The following is a 17,028-nucleotide window of genomic DNA, read 5'->3' as shown; positions in this document are numbered from 1 at the left end:
GCGGTCCGACGCCGGTCCGGGAGCGGCCCGCGGCGGACCGGTGGCCGCTCCCCCGCGTCTCAGCGCAGCGCGGGTTCGTCCAGGGTGAGCGTTCCCGCGTCCGCGTCCAGGAGCGCCGGAACGCCGAGGGGGACGGTCAGGTTGGTCGGGCCGTGGCCGAACCCCAGCTGTTCGACGATCGGGACGCCGAGCGGCGCCAGCCGGTCGCGCAGGGTGGCGCGGACCTCGGCGTAGGGGCCGCACTCCTCCCACGAGCCGAGGGCGATGCCCGTGACGCCGTCGAGGCGGCCGGCGCGCAGGAGCTGGGTGAGGATGCGGTCGAGGCGGTACGGCTCCTCGGCGACGTCCTCCAGCAGGAGCAGACCGCCGCGCAGCGAGCGGCGGGCATGCGGTGTGGCGAGGTCGGCGGCGAGCAGGGCGAGGCAGCCGCCGAGGGTGACGCCCCGCGCGCGGCCGGGGACCATGGGCCGTGCGCCGGGAAGGCCCAGGGTGCGTACCGCTCCGGGGTCGAAGAGCGTGGCGCGCAGCGACTCCCGGGTGGCGGCGTCCTTGAGGAACGTCATCGCCCCCGCCATCGGCCCGTGCAGCGTGGCCAGGCCCATCCGTACGGCGAACGCCTCGTGCAGGGCCGTCACGTCGCTGTAGCCGACGAACACCTTGGGCCCCGCGGCCCGCATCGCCGGCCAGTCGAGGAGGTCGACCATGCGCTGCACGCCGTACCCGCCGCGGGCGCAGACGACCGCCGAGACGGTCGGGTCGCACCAGGCGTCCGTCAGGTCGCGGGCGCGGTCCTCGTCCGTCCCCGCGAGGTACGGCAGTTCCGGGTGGACGTCCAGGGCGTGCGGCATCACCAGCGGGTCGAGGCCCCAGCCGCGCAGGACGGCGAGCCCGTCCCGGAGGCGGTCCTCGGGGACGGGGCCGCTGGGCGACACCACGGCGATCCGGTCACCCGGCCGCAGGCGGGCGGGCCGGGTCAGTGCGGCGACCGTCACTTGCGCAGCTCCAGCGGCGGCACGTCGGGCCGGGTGATGCCGAAGACCTGGAGGTAGAGGGCGAGTTCCGCCTCCAGGGCGCGGACGACGGTGTCGGCCCTGCGGAAGCCGTGCCCCTCCCCCTCGAAGGCGATGTACGCGTGCGGTATGCCGCGTCCCGCCATGGCCGCCAGGAACCGTTCGCTCTGCTCGGGGCGGCAGATCACGTCGTCGAGCCCTTGCAGCAGCAGGAACGGCGCGGTGATCCGCTCGACCTGGTTGAGCGGCGCGCGCTCCCGGTAGCGGCCGGGGACGTCCTCGGGCGGTCCGATCAGCGACTCCATGTAGCGGGATTCGAAGTCGTGCGTCTCCGCCGCCCACCCGTCGAGGTCGAGGACCGGGTAGAGCAGGGTGCCGCAGGCGTACACGCCGGTGGCGGCCAGGGACGCGGCGGCCGTCCAGCCGCCGGCGCTGCCGCCGCGGATCGCGAGCCGGGCCGGGTCGGCGGTGCCCTCGGCGGCGAGCGCCTCCGCGACGGCGGCGCAGTCCTCGACGTCGACGACGCCCCACTGTTCCCGCAGCCGGTCCCGGTAGGACCGGCCGTACCCGGTGGAGCCGCCGTAGTTGACCTCGGCGACGCCGATCCCGCGCGAGGTGAAGTAGGCGATCTCCAGGTCCAGGACGAGCGGGACGTGTGCGGTGGGGCCGCCGTGCGCCCACACCACGTAGGGCGGCAGTTCGTCGTCGGGCGCGATCCGGTCGGGGTTGTGCGGGGGGTAGATGTGGGCGTGGATCTCCCGGTTGTCCGGTCCGGTGAAGGTGCGGATCTGGGGTTCCGGGTAGTACGCCGGGTCCACGGAGTCGTCGTGGGCGGAACCGATGACCCGGGTGCGGCCGGTACAGGTGTCCAGTTCCACCACCTCGTAGCCGCTGCGGGGGCTGGCCGCCACGCCGACGACGCGGGTGCCGTGCCCGGCGAGGGTGGAGGCCCACTCGGTCCAGGGCCCGGGGGCGTCGACCACCTGGCCGGTCTCGGGGTCGAGTATGCCGAGGCCGGTGGCGCCCCTGCCGTGGATGACGGCGATCGTCCCGTCGTCCAGCGGCTGGAACCACTTGAGGCCGATCTTCCAGAGCGGTCCGCCGAACTCCTCCGCGCGCCCCGTGCACAGGCCGGCCGGCCGGGTGTCGCCGGGCCTGATGCGCTGGAGCTCCCACCAGCCGCAGGCGTCGGAGACGAACAGCAGGGAGCCGTCCGGGGCCCAGTCGGCCTGGCAGACCGCCTCCTCCTCGCCCCCGGCGATCGGCCGCGCGTCGGTGAAGGTCCCGTCCGCCGTGACGTCGGCGGTCATCACGACCGTGCCGTCCCACGGCATCCGGGGGTGGTCCCAGGCGAGCCACACGGCCCGCCGGCCGTCCGGCGAGAGACGCGGCCCGGTGACGAACCGGTGCCGGTCGTCCGTCAGTTCCCGCACCGCCCGCCGGTCCTCGGCGGCCGATCCGTCGAGGGGCACGGCGGCGACCACCCGCCGCACGTCGCCCGGCCCGGGGCCGGTGTACTCCTCCAGGACGCACCACACCTCGTCCCGGTCCGGGTGGATCACCGGGTCCACCCAGCGCAGCCCGCCGCCCACGCCGGACACCGGGGTGAGCGGCACCGGTGCGGTGTCGCCGTCCGGTTCGTACACGTAGAGCCGCTGGTCGGGGAAGTGGCTGAAGACGACGAGCGGCGTGGCGTCCTCACCGCGGACCGCTCCGGCCCAGGGCTGCCCGCCGTACTCGACCACCCTGCTGCGCACGTTCCACGGGGCGGGGAGCACCTGCTCCTCCGTGCCGTCGGGACGCCGGCGCACCAGGGCGCGTCTGCCGCCCTCGGCCGGCCGCGGCTCGGTCCACCACACCTCGTCGCCGACCACCCCGACGTACTCGGGACGCCCGCCGTGTGCGGCGGCGATGCGTGCGTCGATCGGTGACGGCCATGTTCCGTAGGCCCCCGTGGGTACCATGTCCGGAATTCCCCCCTACGCGGTCTGCAGATAGTGGTCGAGCACACGGATGCCGAAGTGCAGCGCCTCGACCGGGACGCGCTCGTCGACGCCGTGGAAGAGCGCCTGGTAGTCGAACCCGATGGGCAGCCTCAGCGGCGCGAAGCCGTAGCCGGTGATCCCGAGCCGGGCGAAGTGCTTGGCGTCGGTGCCGCCGGACATGCAGAACGGCACGACGTGGGCGTCGGGCTCGAAGTGCTCCAGCGCGGCACGCAGTTTGGCGTACGTCGGTGAGTCGACGGGCGCCTGGAGGGCGATCTCCTGGTGCTGGAACTCCCACTGGACGTCCGGTCCGGCGAGCATGTCCATGGTCTCGGCGAACTCCAGGTCGGCGCCGGGCAGGACACGTCCGTCGATGTGGGCGGTGGCGACGCCCGGGATCACGTTGACCTTGTAACCGGCGTGCAGCATCGTCGGGTTGGAGCTGTTGCGGATCGTGGGCTCGACCAGGGCGGCCGCGCGGCCGAGCTTCGCCAGCAGGGCGTCGGCGTCGAAGTCGTCGGCGTCGAGGTCGGGCTGGAGGCCGTGCAGGGCGGACAGTTCGGTGAGGGCCGCGCGGACGGTCGGGGTGAGGCGCACCGGCCACTGGTGCTCGCCGATGCGGGCGACGGCCTTGGCGATGCGGCTGACCGCGTTCTCCCGGTTGACCTTCGAGCCGTGCCCGGCCCGGCCCTCGGCGGTCAGCTTGAGCCAGGCGGTGCCCCGCTCCCCCGCCCCGATCGGATAGATCTCCAGGTCCGGTCCGGCGTGGAAGGTGTAGGCGCCGGACTCCCCGATCCCCTCGGTGCAGCCCTCGAAGAGGTCCCGGTGGTGGCGCACCAGGTACCCGGCGCCGTCGGCGGCGCTGGCCTCCTCGTCGGCGGTGTACGCGATGACGATGTCGCGCCGGGGCCGGATGCCGTGGCGGGCCCACTCGCGTACCACCGCGAGGATCATCGCGTCCGTGTTCTTCATGTCGACGGCGCCGCGGCCCCAGACCAGTCCGTCGCGCACCTCGCCGGAGAAGGGGTGCACCTCCCAGTCGCCGGGGTCGGCCGGCACCACGTCGAGGTGGCCGTGGACGAGGAGCGCCTCGGCGGACGGGTCGGTGCCCTCGATGCGCGCGACGACGTTCGTGCGGCCGGGGGTGCGTTCCAGCATCGCCGGTTCCAGGCCGGCCTCGGCGAGCCGCTCCGCCACGTACTCGGCGGCGGGCCGCTCCTGGCAGTCGCCGCTGCCGTGGTTGGTGGTGTCGATACGGATGAGTTCGGAGGTGAAGGCGACCACCTCGTCGAGCGCCTGCGAGTCCGTGTCGAACGGTGCCGTCACGTCAGCCATACTGCTCCTCCACTGCGGCCGAGACGATCGTGGTGACCGCCTTGAAGGCGCGGATGGCCTCGTACATCGTCTCGCTGGTGCAGGTGACACGCCGTTCGCCGCAGGCCGTCACGCCCGGGACGACGGTGGCGGCTGCCGCCAGGTGCTCCGCGTCGAACTCCAGCTCCACGGTGAACGGTCCGCCGCGCACCGGTTCGTACCGTACGGCGAGAGCGGTCGCGTCCTTGGCTGCGGCGCGGATGTCGGCGGCCGTCCGGGTGGGCGTGCGGCACACCGCGGCGTACCGGGAGACGTGGTCCTTGACGGCCACCTTGCGGGCCTCCGGGGCGTACTGGAGGGCGTCCTCGCAGGTCAGGTCGTCGCCGGTGACGAGGATGACGGGGACTCCGTACTCGGCGACGACATGGGCGTTGAGCATGCCCTCGCTCGCCCGTACGCCGTTGAGCCAGACACCGGTGATGGAGTTGGCGAGGTAGGTGTGGGCGAGGACCCCTTCGGTGCCGGCGCCCGTGTGGTAACCGACGAACGCGATGCCGTCCACGTCGCCGTGCTGGACGCCTTCCACCATGGACAGGGACTTGTGCCGACCGGTGATCATCTCGGCGCGCTCGTCGAGTCTCTCCAGCAGCAGGTTGCGCATCGTCCAGTGCGCTTCGTTGATGAGGACCTCGTCGGCTCCGCCGTCGAAGAAGCCGAGCACGGCCGCGTTCACGTCCGAGGTGAACATGGTCCGGCAGCGCTCCCACTGGGGGGTGCCGGGCAGCACGTCGGCCGGCCAGGTCACACCGGTGGCGCCTTCCATGTCGGCGCTGACAAGGATCTTCATGCCTCGAAACCGTACGCGGTCCCGCCCCGCCTGCCCAGGCCTGTGGATAACTGTCGGCCGGGGTCGGCCGACGAGCGTCCGTCCCACGCACCTGCCCACCGGTGGCGCGCCGTACACGCGCCCGCCACGCGCTTCACGCACTCCCACCGCGCGCCGTTCGCGCCCCCGCATGCGCCGGGGCGCGCACGTCACGCCGTACGCGGGCCGGGCGCACGCCGGATGCGGACCACCGCTCGCCGCCCGACCATGGAGCCATGGACCACGTCGCCGACGACACGACCTCGACGCACACCGCCCCGGTCACCGCCGCCCACGACGCGCTGGTGTCGTCCGGCGCGTACGTGATGCGGCCTGCGGACCTCTCCGCGTGCCTCGGGGTGGACGAGCACGACTGGGCCGCCTTCGCCGCCCATTGGGAGGAGCTGGCCCCCGACACGTACGCCGCCGAGCGCGGTACGCGCCGGCTGCGCCGCTACGGGCACTTCCGCCTCTCCCGCACCGGGGAACTCACCCTGCTGCCGCACATCGCCTTCGTCCAGCCGGAGGACAGCAACCCGCTGTACGTGGACGTGGACCGGCACTTCGAGCCCCTCACCGACGCCTTCGTGACCGATCCGCTCCTCACGCCGCTGCTGAGGATGCTCGGCGACGTGGCGGCCTGCCTGGGCGACACGGACGAGTGGGACGTCAAGGTGCACCCGTTCCGGGTCGTCGCCTCCACCGACAGCCAGGGCGCGCCCACCCCGGAGGGCATGCACCGCGACGGGGTCGCGCTCGTGACGTCGCTGCTCATCGGCCGGGAGAACGCCACCGGCGGCGAGAGCGCGGTCCGCGACCCGGACGGCGGCGAGGTGCTGACCACCACGCTCGGGGAGCGCGGGACGCTCCTGCTGGGCGACGACCGCCGCACGCTGCACGGCGTGTCGCCGGTCCGGCCGGCCGACCCCGCCCGGCCGGGGCACCGGGACGTGCTGGTCACCACGCTCACGGCACGCTGACGCACTCGGTGGCGCGCACCAGCGCGTCCACCGCGCCGGCCGGGCCCGCCCCGCCGCGGGCCCAGGCGCGCTGACGCTCGGCGCCGGTGCCCCGCGCCGCGAGGCGCCGCAGGAACGCCGACACCTCCCCCATGTCGCCGTACGCCTCCAGGGCCGGCCGCACATGCCGCACCAGGCTCTCCGCCTGCTCCGTCACGGGCCGGACGCGACCGGTCAGGGCGTCCACCCCGCCGCCGGTCCGGCCGTCGCGGGCGGCCCGCCAGTAGGCGGCGCGCAGCAGCTCGCCGCCGGTGCGCGGCCCGGGGTCGCCGCGCCGGACCAGGTCGGCCGACGTCACCACCAGCGCTCTGATCAGCGCCGTCATGGCGACGGTGTCGTCGACGTCCACGAGGACGTCCATGGAGCGGACCTCCAGCGTCGGCAGGCGCGGGTTCGGCCGGACGTCCCAGAACGGCATGCCGGGTTCCAGCATCGCCTCCGTCTCGGCCATGGCGATCGCCAGACGCTCGTGCTCGGCGAGCGACGCGGCGTACGGCGGCGGTCCCAGGCACGGGAAACGGCCCCTGATGACGGAGCGCCAACTGGCGTACCCGGTGTCGTGCCCCTCGTGGAAGGGCGAGTTCGCGCTCAGCGCCACCAGGAGGGGCAGCCAGGGCCGCAGGTGGTTGCCCACCAGCACGGCCAGCTCCTTGTCGGGCAGGTGCACATGGACGTGGAACGCGCTCACGGCGAAGTCGTCGAGCATGGCGCGGTACTGCTCGGCACCGGCACGGTAGCGGGGATGGTCCCCGAGGCCGGCGAGCGAGGACACCGGGCCGTCGCCGCCGAGGACCGGGGTGCCGGACGCGCACAGCCGCAGACCCTCCGCGCGGGCGGCCTCCGCGGCCGCCGCCCGTACCCGGCGCAGCTCCTCGCGCAGCTCGGCGGTGCCCGGGCACGCCGGGGTCTTGCCCTCGATCTGGTACTCGGTGAACTCGCCGGACACGAGATCGCCGACCATGGCGGACGCCCGGGCGACGACCCGGGACCCGGCCGGTGCGACGCCGCGTGTCGCGGGGTGGACGAGGAAGTACTCCTCCTCCACCCCGACCGTGGGCGCGTGGTTCTCCCAGTCGTTCACCGGTCCAGCATCACGCCTCGCGGTATCCCTGTCGCGGGGAAGGGCCGGTCCGGGGGACGGGCGGTTGTGGGACGAGCGGTCCGGGGACGGGCGGTCCGGGGGGCCGGGCACGGAAGGCCCCGCGGACCCTGCGGGCCGGCCACCGGCCGCCGGGCGGTACGGGACCTGTGCGGTACGGGGCCGGACTCAGCCCGTGAGCGGTACGGGGCCGGCCGCCAGCCGGTCGAGGAGCTGGTCCCGGTGGAGCTCCGCCACGGGCGCGAGCAGGTCCGGGTGGCGCAGCAGGGCGGCGGCCCGCCGGTCGCGGTCGTCGGGGTCCAGGAGCCGCCGGAACTCGACCGGCGCCCCCGCCGTGTGCGCGGAGCCGGTCAGCGCGTCCGTGGCGGCCGAGGCCAGCTCGGGGGCGCCGAGGAGGGCCGCGGCCCAGCTCGCGACGACCTCGTCGACCCAGGTGCGCCAGGCCTCCGCGTCCTCGTCGGCGCTCCCGGCCACGTCGGCGCCCGTGAGCCCGTCGAGCCGTCCGGCACCGCCCGGTCCCGCCACGGCGACCAGCGCGGCGTCCATCGCGGTCGGGTAGCGCAGCCATGCCGCGACCGTGACGGCCTGCCGGGCCTGTGCCTCGGCGAGGGCGGAGTCGAGAGCGCCGCCGCCCGGCGGGTAGGCGCGCACGAGCCACTGCGCGGTCGCCGCTATGAGCGGGGAGAGCGAGAAATCTGCGGGCACGGTCTGTCCATCCGAATGCACGGGGAGCTGGGCGGACGCAAAACGTACCCCTGGACGACGCGGACGGAAATGACGCAGCTCACGCACGCCGATACCGGCGCAGGGGCGTACGCCGGTGACGACACGCTGGGCGCGCGGCAATACACCGGGCGGGAACGCGGCGGCGTTTCATGGGGAAATCCACAGAAAAGTCCGCAGAGGATCAGGAGCGACCATGGGGCACGGCGGAGATGTGATCACCGAATTGAGCAATGACCACGAGGAAGTGGAGGAGCTCTTCGCCACCATCGAGGAGCTGCCGTCGGGTGACGGCCGGCGCAAGCACTTCGCCGACCAGGTCACCATCGAGCTGGTCCGCCACTCGGTCGCGGAGGAGGCCTGCCTCTACCCGGCGGTGCGCCAGCACGTGCCGGGTGGTGACGCGCTGGCCGACAAGGAGCTGGCCGACCACGCGGCGGCCGAGCGGATCATGAAGGACCTGGAGGGCTGCGAGGCGGACGACCCGCAGTTCGACGTCCTGGTCAACCGGCTGATGGCGGAGATCCGGTCGCACGTCACGGACGAGGAGAACAACCTCTTCCCGCGCCTGCGCGAGGCGTGCTCCGCCGACGTGCTCGGCGAACTCGGGGAGAAGGTCCGCCAGGCCAAGAGGACGGCGCCGACCCGGCCGCACCCCTCCGCCCCGGACAAGCCCCCGGCCAACAAGCTCCTCGCTCCGGGCGCCGGCCTCGTCGACCGCCTCCGCGACGCGATGACGGGCCGCGGCAAGGAGTCCTGACGGCCCGGCCGCCGCGCCCTTCCGGCGGCCCGTGGTCAGTCGTCGTGCCCCAGCCTGAGGTCGCGCTCGGTACGGCCGTCCCCCGCCACCTGCAGCACGGTGGCCACCGGCGGGTAGCCCGCGGCGATCACGGTGTACTCGCCGGAGGGCAGGTCGACGAAGCGGAAGGTGCCGTCGGGCCCGGTGGTCAGCGTGTCGACGACGTTCCCGGCGGTGTCGAGCAGCGTCACGCGCGCGTCCTCCACGGGCCTCCCGTCGGGCGCCCGCACCGTCCCGCGCAGCACGGACCCGCCGGCGAGTTCGACGTCCTGCCGGGTCTCGCGGGCCGCCTGGACGCTCACGGGCAGCGCGGCGGGCCGGAACACCGGCGCGGTGGCGGCCAGGGTGTACTCCCCCGCCACCAGTGAGGTGAGCACGTAGCTCCCGTCCCGCCCCGTGCGGGCACTCGCGACGACCTCTCCGCGTACGTCGGTGAGGGTGACCGCCGCGTCGCGCACCGGGGTGCCGTCGGCGGTGCGCACGGTCCCCGCGAGCCGGCCGGCGCCACCGAGGACCACGTCGACCTCGACGGGCCGGTCGCCGACGGTGACGGGGACGGCCTGCGGCTGGTGCCCGCCGGCCGCCGCGATCAGCACGTACGCGCCTGTGCCGGGCGCGCTCAGCGCGTAGCGGCCGTCGTCGCCGCTCGCCCCGCGCCCCGCCTGCTGCCCTTCCGCGTCGATCAGGGTCAGGGCGGCCCGCGGCACCCCGGTGCCGTCCTGGTGCTGGACGATGCCGCGGACCGGGACGCCCGCGCCGGGTTCCGGCGTCGCGCCGCGGGGCCGGGGCACGGCGGCGGTGTCACCGGCCACCGGCGGCCTCTCCTTGAGGAAGAGCGCGAGGAGGAGGCCGAGGCCGAGGACCGGGACCAGGTACAGGAAGGTCCGGGGCATGGTCTCCGCGTACGCCTCGGTGTAGGCGTCGCGCAGCGCGGGCGGCATGGTCTCCAGGAGCCGGGGGGTGACCGCCCAGGGTCCGGGCAGGTCGGTCGCGGCCGTGCCGGCCGGGAGCCGGTCGCCGAGCGCGTGGTCCAGGCGGTGGGCGAGGAGCGCGCCGAGTGCCGCCGCGCCGAGGCAGCCGCCGAGCAGCCGGACGTGGGTGTGGGCGCCGGTGGCGGTGGAGAGGTCGGCGGGTGCCGCGGCGTTCTGGACGGCGAGGAGGACGGCGGGCAGGACGAGGCCGATGCCCACGCCGAGGACGGCCTGCCAGACGCTGTGGGTCAGGCGGGGCGTGTCGGGCTCCAGGCGGGACAGCAGCCACATGCCGACGACCGCCACGGCGCCGCCGAGCACGGGGTGGACCGTGTGGCGGCCGGTGCGGCTGATGAGGTGCCCGGAGAGCAGGGACGCGACGACGGTCCCGGCCGCCAGTGGCAGCACCAGCAGGGCGGCCTCGGTGGCGTCCGCGCCCGAGGTCAGCCGGAACCAGGCGGGCAGGCCGTCCGCGGCGGCGAGGAGCGCGACGCCCGCGGTGGTGCCCACGAGGCCCGTCACCGCGAAGGCGGGGTCCCGCAGCAGGCGTGGCGGGACGATCGGTCGCACCGCGTAGTTCTCGACGACGACGAAGAGCAGCAGGGTGCCCGCCGCGCCGCAGGCGAGGCCCAGGACGACCCGGGAGCTCCAGGCGTACTGGGTGCCGCCCCAGTCGGCCAGCAGCAGGAGGAAGGTGGAGGCGGCCGCGAGCAGGAGTGCGCCCAGGACGTCCGGCCGCCGCCGGGCGCCGGATGCGGCGGACGAGCCGGAGGTGGCAGGCGCGGCAGTCGTGACGGACGGGGACGACACGACGGACGCGTCCCGTGCGACGGACGAGCCGGACCCGGACCCGACCGACGAGCCGGACCCGGCCGGCGCACCGGGCACGCCGGACCCGGCCGAGGCCGGCCCGGCGGCGGCGTCCGCGGCCCCCCGGGGCAGCGCCACGCCGACCAGGAGCAGGGCGAGCAGGCCCGGTGGGAGGGCGGCCCAGAAGCACCACCGCCAGGAGACGTGCTCGGTGACGAGGGCGCCGAGCTGGGGGCCGGCCAGCATGGCGAGACCCACGACCGCGCCGACGAGACCCAGGAAGCGGCCGCGCCGGCGGTCGGGGACGAGGGCGGCGGTGAGCGTCTGCGCGCCGGCCAGCAGGCCGCCGGCCCCGACGCCCTGGACGGCGCGGAAGGCGATGAGCTGGTCCAGGGAGCGCGCCCAGCCCGCCAGTGCCGTACCGGCCAGGAAGATCACGAGGGCGGCCTGGAAGAGCCCCTTGCGCCCGCGGAGGTCGCCCAGCCTGCCGTGGACGGGGAGGGTGACGGCGGCGGCGAGCAGGTAGGCGGTGACCGTCCAGGACGTGCGGTCCGGCGCCCGGCCGGCCGGCGGGTCCGGCACCCGCAGCCCGCTGGTGATGGCCGGGAGGGCGGTGGTGGTGACGAGTTGTTCGGCCACCGCGAGCAGCAGCGCCAGGAGGAGCCCGCAGAGCACGAGACGTACCCGGGCGGGACGAAGCAGGGCGGGACCGGGCGGCGCGGCGGGGTGGGGCTCGGCGCCGGGCGGTGGCCCCGGGGTCGCCGTGGCACCGGGCCGGCGGCCGGACGCGGGGCGCCGGCCGGGCGCGGGGACCGCGTCCCAGGGCTCAGTGTCGGGCCCGCGCCCCTGGGCGGCGGATCCGGCGGCACCGCTCCACGCGGCCGGGTGCGGGCCGGCCGGTCCGGGCGGTGCGGCCGGCCGGGCGTGCCCGTGCGGGCCGGACGCGGGGCGCGGCGTCCGGAAGCCGGCCCATGGTGCGGTGCGGGGGCCCTGCTCCTGGGCGGGCGCCGTGCCGGACCACCCCCGGGCGGCCGGTGTGTGCCCGTCGTTCGCCAGCGTGCTCCCACCCACGAACCTGCTCCCCTCGGTCGCGCCTACGCGGCGCGCCATTCTTCGCATTGCGCGCCGAGGGGGAGCAAGCGGGGCATTACGAGGTCACACGGGGGGACGGGTCGCCGGAGCACCCCGCACCGCTGCCCTCATCAGGGCCTTTCCGCCGGTCTCCGCGCGCGTGGGGCGGGTTCGCGCGCCGGTGACCGGGGCGGGAAGACCACCCGAACCGGTGACCGTGGCGCGGACCTCCGGGCCGGGCCGGCCGGGAGCTACTTCTCGACCTCGGCGGCGAGGTTGGCGAGCAGCTGGTCGTAGATGCGGGCGAGGCCCTTGGGGGCGAAGGTCCTCTCGAAGAAGCCGCCGATGCCGCCCGCGCCGTTCCACACCGTGGTGACGACGGCCCTGGACCTGCCCTCGCCGGCCGGGGTGACGGTCCAGGTGGTGACCATGGAGGAGTTGCGGTCCTTCTCGACGAGCCGGCCGTCGCTCGGCTCGGTGACCTCCAGCAGGCAGTCCCGGATGCGCTTGCTGGTGGCCTGGAGCTTCCAGTGGACCAGGGTGCCCTCGCCGTCGCCGCCCTCGCGCACCTCGTACTCGCTGAAGTGCTCGGGCAGCACCTTCCCGCGGGTCTCCTTGTAGTCGGCCAGCGCGTCGAACACCGTCTCCGCGTCCGCCGCGATGACCCGCTCCGTCGTGGCCTCGACCTGCGCCATGGCATGTCCTCCAGCACTCGTTCCTAAGGGGAGGCACCAGCCAACCACCTGCGCGGTTGGGCGCCCAAATCCGGGGAGGTGCGGGAGAGGCGATCATGGGAACACGTGTTCTATTGTGAGGGACGGTACTACCGAGGAGGCGTCCATGCGCTGGGACAACCTGAGCGAGACCCCCGCCGGGGACTCCGTACTGTTCGGGACGGACGCCGTGATCACGCGTACGTTCGACACGCCCGAGTTCCGGGGGATCACGTTCCACGAGGTGCGGGCCCGTTCGATCCTCAACCGGGTGCCGGGCGCCTCGCGCATGCCGTTCGAGTGGACCGTGAACCCCTACCGGGGCTGCACGCACGCGTGCGTCTACTGCTTCGCCCGCAAGACGCACAGCTACCTGGACCTGGACACCGGGCTGGGCTTCGACTCGCAGATCGTCGTGAAGACCAACGCGCCGGAGCTGCTGCGTGCCCAGCTCGCCTCCCCGCGCTGGCAGGGCGCGCACATCGCCATGGGCACCAACGTGGACTGCTACCAGCGGGCAGAGGGCCGCTACCGGCTGATGCCCGGCATCATCGCCGCGCTGCGCGACCACGCGAACCCCTTCTCGATCCTCACCAAGGGGACGCTGATCCTGCGCGACCTCGACCTGCTGCTCCAGGCCGCGCGGGTCACCGACGTCGGCATCTCCGTCTCCGTCGGGTTCACCGACACCGAGCTGTGGCGGACCGTCGAACCCGGCACCCCCGCCCCGGAGCGCCGCCTGGACGTGGTCCGCACCCTGACCGACCACGGCATCGGCTGCGGGGTCCTCATGGCCCCCGTGATCCCCTTCCTCGGCGACCACCCCGACCAGCTGCGCGCCACGGTGCGCGCGATCGCGGCGTCCGGGGCGACCTCGGTGACCCCGCTCGTGCTGCATCTGCGGCCCGGGGCCCGCGAGTGGTTCATGGAGTGGCTGGTCCGCCACCATCCGCACCTGGTGCGGCGGTACGAGCGGCTGTACGCGGAGGGCGCCTACGCGCCGAAGTGGTACCAGCGCCGGATCACCCGTCAGGTGCACGAACTGGCGGACGAGTTCGGCATAGGCCCCGCGCGGCGGAGCACGTCCCGCCGTCCGGGCGTGCCCTCCGGCGGGCCCCGCCCGCAGCCTCCGGAACCGGGACCCACCCAGCTCACCCTCCTCTGAACGGGTCAAGTCCACCCCCCTGATGCCCGGCCGTGCCGGAATGCGGGGACGATCCGCCGAGGGCCCCGTGCCCTCGCACCCATCGTTCCGCTCGCTCGGGAGGCCCGTATGCAGAGACGTGCAGGAGTGCTGATCGCCGCCGGGGCGCTCATGGCGGGCGCGGTCACCGCCGTGCCGTCGGCGGCGGAACCCGCCCCCAAGGAGCAGGCCGGCGCCCTCGCGTGGAAGGCGTGCGCCACCAAGCAGTACCCCAGGCTCCAGTGCGCGACGGTACGGGTGCCCCTGGACCACGCCGACCCGGGCGGCGAGCGGATCACCCTCGCGCTCTCCCGGGTCCCGCACACCGCGAAGACCTTCCAGGGCCCCCTGCTGGTCAACCCGGGCGGGCCGGGCGCGAGCGGGCGCACCCTGGCCGGGTTCGTGGCGGCCTCGCTGCCGGCGAAGGTGGCGGCGCAGTACGACGTGGTGGGCTTCGACCCGCGCGGCGTGGGCGCGAGCAGGCCGGCGCTCGACTGCAAGCCGGGGTACTTCGCCCCGGTGCGGCCGGACTCCGTGCCGCGCGACCAGCGCGACGAGCGGGTCAACCTGGCCAGGGCCGCGTCGTTCGCCAAGGCGTGCGGCGACAAGTACGGCGACCTGCTGCGGCACATGAGCACGGTGAACGCGGCCCGGGACCTCGACGTCGTCCGGCAGGCGCTGGGCGCGGAGAGGATCAACTACTTCGGCTACTCGTACGGCACGTACCTGGGCACCGTCTACGCGAAGCTGTTCCCGCAGCGGCTGCGGCGCGTGGTGCTGGACTCCGTGGTCGACCCGCACGGCGTCTGGTACGGCCTCAACCTGGAGCAGGACGTGGCCTTCGACGCCCGCCACAAGGCCTTCCTGGCCTGGGTGGCCAGGCACCACACCACGTACCGGCTGGGCACCGACCCGGCGAAGGTCGAGGCGCGCTGGTACGCGATGCGGGAGGCGCTGCGGAAGAAGCCGGCGGGCCGGAAGGTGGGCCCGGCCGAACTGGAGGACACCTTCCTGCCGGGCGGGTACTTCAACGGCTTCTGGCCCACGCTCGGTGAGGCGTTCTCGGCGTACGTCAACGACAAGGACCCCGAGCCGCTCGTCGCGGCGCACCGGACGCTGGCGGCCTCGGACGCGGCGGACGACAACAGCTACTCGGTCTACGCGGCCGTGCAGTGCCGCGACGCGCGCTGGCCGAGGGACTGGGGCGTCTGGCACCGGGACAACTGGCAGGTGTACGACAAGGCGCCGTTCTCCACCTGGAACAACGCCTGGTACAACGCGCCGTGCGCCTTCTGGCCGGTCGGGTCCCTGTCGGCGCCGGACCTGTCGAACGACGCCCTGCCCCCGGTGCTGCTGTTCCAGGCGACGGAGGACGCGGCCACCCCGTACGCGGGCGGTGTCGCCGTCCACCGGAAGCTGCGCGGCTCCAGCCTGGTCGTCGAGCGGGGCGGCGGCAACCACGCGATCACCCTGGGCGGCAACGCCTGTCTCGACCGGCACCTGGTGCGGTACCTGGAGACGGGACGGGTTCCCCGGGGCGGGGCGGGGGCGGCGGTGGACGCGGTCTGCGCGGCCACGCCCGATCCGCGGCCGGCCGGGCGGGCGAAAGCCGCCGGCCCCGCGGGCCGGACCGGCGGGGCCGTGCTGCACGGTCTGCTGGGGCACCGGGGCTGACCGGTCCGTTGTCAGTGGCGTGCGCGAGGATGAGGCGCATGAGCAACCACCTCACCCATGTGCACGCCCCTGACGGGGTCGCCCCCGGTTCCGGGTACAGCCATGTCGTCTGGGGCAGCGGCCGGTTCATCGCGATATCCGGCCAGTGCGCCCTGGACGCGGAGGGCCGGGTGGTGGGCGAGGGCGACGCGGGCGCCCAGGCCCGCCGGGTCTTCGAGAACCTGCGGCGGTGCCTGGCCGCGGCGGGCGCCGGTTTCGACGACGTGGTCAAGCTGACGTACTTCGTCACGGACGTCGCCCACCTCCCCGCGGTGCGGGCCGCCCGGGACGAGGTGATCGACACGGCCCGCCCGCCGGCCAGCTCGGCGGTGCAGGTGTCGGCGCTGTTCCGGCCCGAGCTGCTGGTGGAGATCGAGGCCTTCGCGGTCCTCCCGGAGGGCCCGCGGCCATGAGCGGGGCCGTCCGGGTGCGGGACATGGTGGAGGCCGACTGCGAAGCCGTCGCGGAAGTCCGGGTGCGCGGCTGGCGCTTCGCCTACGACGGTCTGATACCGGCCTGGTACCTGCGGGCGATGACCGTCGAGGCGGACGCGGCGACCCGCCGGAAGCACTTCGCCCGGGACGGCGCCCTTCACACCCACCTGGTGGCGGAGCGCGCCGGTGCGGTGGTCGGCTGGGCGTGCCACGGGCCGAACCGGGACGGGTCGGCCACGGGGGACGGCGAGCTGTACGCGCTCTACGCGCGGCCGGACCAGCTGTCGACCGGTGTGGGACGCGCCCTGATGGACGAGACGGTGGCCCGCGCGACGGCCGAGGGGTACCCGGCGCTGCGGCTGTGGGTCCTGAGGGACAACGTCCGCGCGCGACGCTTCTACGAGAGGGCCGGGTTCGTGCCGGACGGCGCGGAGGAGCCCTGGCACGTGGCGGGGGTGACCGTGCCGGAGGTCCGCTACGTCCGCCGCCTCGCCGCCTGAGGACCCGTCAGGACGGCGGCCGGGCCGGCCGGGGCAGGCGCCGCAGGGCGGCCACGGCCGCCGCGGCCAGGCGCGGGTGGGCACAGGCCGCTTCGAGCACCGGGCGGGCACCGGGGTCGCCCAGGGCGCCGAGCCCCTCCGCGCAGGCCACGCCCACCCGCCAGTAGGGGTCGCCGGGCGCCAGGCGGCGCTCCAGGACGGTGACGAGCGCGGGCACGGACTCCGGGGCCCGCAGCTGTGTGAGCAGCCGTACCGGCAGCAGGGCGTAGGCCACGCGCAGTTCGTTGGTGGCGAGCGCGGCGGCGGCCCTCGGCGTGCGCGGATCGCCGAGCCGGGCGAGGGCGTAGGCGGCCGATACGCACCGCTCCGGGTCGCGGTGGTTGAGGAGCAGCACCAGCGCTTCGAAGGCGCGCCGGTCCCCGGCGAGACCGAGCCGGAACGCCGCGACCTCGCGCGCCCACAGCGGCCGGCCCGGCCCGGTGAGCACGGCGGCCAGCTCGTCCGGGTCCCTTGCGCCCAGCAGCCGTTCGAACTCGGGCGACCCGCCGGCCTCCTCGCCCAGCCGGTGGGTGAGCGACCTCAGCTCCTCGCCGTCCGCGCCGCTCGGCACCGTCCGGTCCCCCTCCCCGCCGACGGCCGGTCCCCCACGCCCCCGTCCGGCACCGCCGGCGGCCACCTGCCCGCCCCCGCCGTCCGCTCCCCGCACGCCCCGCACTCCCCCGCCCGGCCCGCGACGCGTCCGGTTCGCGCGGCCCGTGCCCGGCACACCGCCGGGCGCGCCGCCGTCCGCACCGCCGGGCACACGGCCGGGCTCACCGC

General features: G+C 75.1%; 15 protein-coding genes. 6 read left to right on the top strand and 9 right to left on the bottom strand.

Annotated features, from left to right (window positions below; genetic code table 11):
• Positions 1-59: 59 nt before the first annotated feature.
• Genes A4V12_RS28465 through A4V12_RS28450 form a run of 4 tightly spaced genes read right to left on the bottom strand, consistent with a single transcriptional unit; the run spans position 60 to position 5,156 of the window.
• Entirely contained in the window at positions 60-992 is a 933-nt protein-coding gene (locus tag A4V12_RS28465) for a S66 peptidase family protein (RefSeq protein ID WP_064072311.1), read from the bottom strand.
• Positions 989-2,974, bottom strand: a complete 1,986-nt coding sequence (locus A4V12_RS28460) for a prolyl oligopeptidase family serine peptidase (protein WP_064072310.1) — start codon at positions 2,972-2,974, stop codon at positions 989-991. Before A4V12_RS28460 ends, A4V12_RS28465 begins: the two co-directional genes overlap by 4 nt.
• A 15-nt stretch (positions 2,975-2,989) precedes the next feature.
• Entirely contained in the window at positions 2,990-4,330 is a 1,341-nt protein-coding gene (locus A4V12_RS28455) for a M20/M25/M40 family metallo-hydrolase (RefSeq protein ID WP_064072309.1), read from the bottom strand.
• The gene (locus tag A4V12_RS28450) at positions 4,323-5,156 is read right to left on the bottom strand and encodes a M55 family metallopeptidase (RefSeq protein ID WP_064072308.1); all 834 of its coding nucleotides are present in this window, start codon (positions 5,154-5,156) and stop codon (positions 4,323-4,325) included. The genes A4V12_RS28455 and A4V12_RS28450 overlap by 8 nt, the downstream gene beginning before the upstream one ends.
• 254 nt (positions 5,157-5,410) lie before the next feature.
• Here A4V12_RS28450 and A4V12_RS28445 point away from each other — a divergent pair, with 254 nt between their 5' ends.
• Complete coding sequence (locus A4V12_RS28445) at positions 5,411-6,154, top strand: 2OG-Fe dioxygenase family protein (RefSeq protein ID WP_064072307.1); 744 nt, start codon at positions 5,411-5,413, stop codon at positions 6,152-6,154.
• Here the strand turns inward: A4V12_RS28445 and A4V12_RS28440 are convergent.
• Together A4V12_RS28440 and A4V12_RS28435 are read right to left on the bottom strand one after the other, a co-directional pair.
• Entirely contained in the window at positions 6,141-7,274 is a 1,134-nt protein-coding gene (locus tag A4V12_RS28440; protein WP_064072306.1) for a carboxylate-amine ligase, read from the bottom strand. The two genes, A4V12_RS28445 and A4V12_RS28440, sit on opposite strands and share 14 nt — an antisense overlap.
• 186 nt (positions 7,275-7,460) lie before the next feature.
• A complete protein-coding gene (locus A4V12_RS28435) occupies positions 7,461-7,997 on the bottom strand; it encodes a hypothetical protein (RefSeq protein WP_064072305.1) in 537 nt (178 codons plus the stop codon).
• 214 nt (positions 7,998-8,211) lie between these two features.
• On the opposite strand from A4V12_RS28435, the gene A4V12_RS28430 reads away from it, so the two are divergent.
• Entirely contained in the window at positions 8,212-8,775 is a 564-nt protein-coding gene (locus tag A4V12_RS28430) for a hemerythrin domain-containing protein (protein WP_064072304.1), read from the top strand.
• 35 nt (positions 8,776-8,810) lie between these two features.
• Here A4V12_RS28430 and A4V12_RS28425 read toward each other — a convergent pair whose 3' ends face one another.
• Positions 8,811-11,270, bottom strand: coding sequence for an MFS transporter (locus tag A4V12_RS28425; RefSeq protein WP_234372362.1), 2,460 nt, complete (start codon positions 11,268-11,270; stop codon positions 8,811-8,813).
• A gap of 647 nt (positions 11,271-11,917) precedes the next feature.
• Positions 11,918-12,361 carry an SRPBCC family protein gene (locus A4V12_RS28420; RefSeq protein WP_064072302.1) on the bottom strand — a complete coding sequence of 148 codons (444 nt, stop codon included), beginning with the start codon at positions 12,359-12,361 and terminating at the stop codon, positions 11,918-11,920.
• A gap of 145 nt (positions 12,362-12,506) precedes the next feature.
• Between A4V12_RS28420 and A4V12_RS28415 the strand changes: the two genes are divergently transcribed.
• From A4V12_RS28415 to A4V12_RS28400, 4 genes are all read left to right on the top strand, one after another.
• Positions 12,507-13,544 carry an Rv2578c family radical SAM protein gene (locus A4V12_RS28415; RefSeq protein ID WP_064072301.1) on the top strand — a complete coding sequence of 346 codons (1,038 nt, stop codon included), beginning with the start codon at positions 12,507-12,509 and terminating at the stop codon, positions 13,542-13,544.
• 108 nt (positions 13,545-13,652) lie between these two features.
• A complete protein-coding gene (locus tag A4V12_RS28410; protein ID WP_079137406.1) occupies positions 13,653-15,236 on the top strand; it encodes an alpha/beta hydrolase in 1,584 nt (527 codons plus the stop codon).
• A gap of 38 nt (positions 15,237-15,274) precedes the next feature.
• Positions 15,275-15,688 carry a RidA family protein gene (locus A4V12_RS28405; protein ID WP_064072299.1) on the top strand — a complete coding sequence of 138 codons (414 nt, stop codon included), beginning with the start codon at positions 15,275-15,277 and terminating at the stop codon, positions 15,686-15,688.
• A complete protein-coding gene (locus A4V12_RS28400) occupies positions 15,685-16,209 on the top strand; it encodes a GNAT family N-acetyltransferase (protein ID WP_064072298.1) in 525 nt (174 codons plus the stop codon). The genes A4V12_RS28405 and A4V12_RS28400 overlap by 4 nt, the downstream gene beginning before the upstream one ends.
• Before the next feature lie 7 nt (positions 16,210-16,216).
• On the opposite strand, the gene A4V12_RS28395 is transcribed toward A4V12_RS28400, so the two are convergent.
• Entirely contained in the window at positions 16,217-16,819 is a 603-nt protein-coding gene (locus A4V12_RS28395; protein WP_064072468.1) for an adenylosuccinate lyase, read from the bottom strand.
• Between the last annotated feature and the right edge of the window lie 209 nt (positions 16,820-17,028).

It is taken from the genome of Streptomyces noursei (assembly GCF_001646665.1).
Taxonomy (GTDB): domain Bacteria; phylum Actinomycetota; class Actinomycetes; order Streptomycetales; family Streptomycetaceae; genus Streptomyces; species Streptomyces lavendulocolor.
This window is presented reverse-complemented; position numbering and strand designations above follow the sequence as displayed.

Coding starts and splice junctions, on each gene's coding strand:
- A4V12_RS28460 (WP_064072310.1), bottom strand. CDS start 2,974: ATGGTACCCACGGGGGCCTACGGAACATGGCCGTCACCGATCGACGCA.
- A4V12_RS28455 (WP_064072309.1), bottom strand. CDS start 4,330: ATGGCTGACGTGACGGCACCGTTCGACACGGACTCGCAGGCGCTCGAC.
- A4V12_RS28450 (WP_064072308.1), bottom strand. CDS start 5,156: ATGAAGATCCTTGTCAGCGCCGACATGGAAGGCGCCACCGGTGTGACC.
- A4V12_RS28445 (WP_064072307.1), top strand. CDS start 5,411: ATGGACCACGTCGCCGACGACACGACCTCGACGCACACCGCCCCGGTC.
- A4V12_RS28430 (WP_064072304.1), top strand. CDS start 8,212: ATGGGGCACGGCGGAGATGTGATCACCGAATTGAGCAATGACCACGAG.
- A4V12_RS28420 (WP_064072302.1), bottom strand. CDS start 12,361: ATGGCGCAGGTCGAGGCCACGACGGAGCGGGTCATCGCGGCGGACGCG.
- A4V12_RS28415 (WP_064072301.1), top strand. CDS start 12,507: ATGCGCTGGGACAACCTGAGCGAGACCCCCGCCGGGGACTCCGTACTG.
- A4V12_RS28410 (WP_079137406.1), top strand. CDS start 13,653: ATGCAGAGACGTGCAGGAGTGCTGATCGCCGCCGGGGCGCTCATGGCG.
- A4V12_RS28405 (WP_064072299.1), top strand. CDS start 15,275: ATGAGCAACCACCTCACCCATGTGCACGCCCCTGACGGGGTCGCCCCC.
- A4V12_RS28400 (WP_064072298.1), top strand. CDS start 15,685: ATGAGCGGGGCCGTCCGGGTGCGGGACATGGTGGAGGCCGACTGCGAA.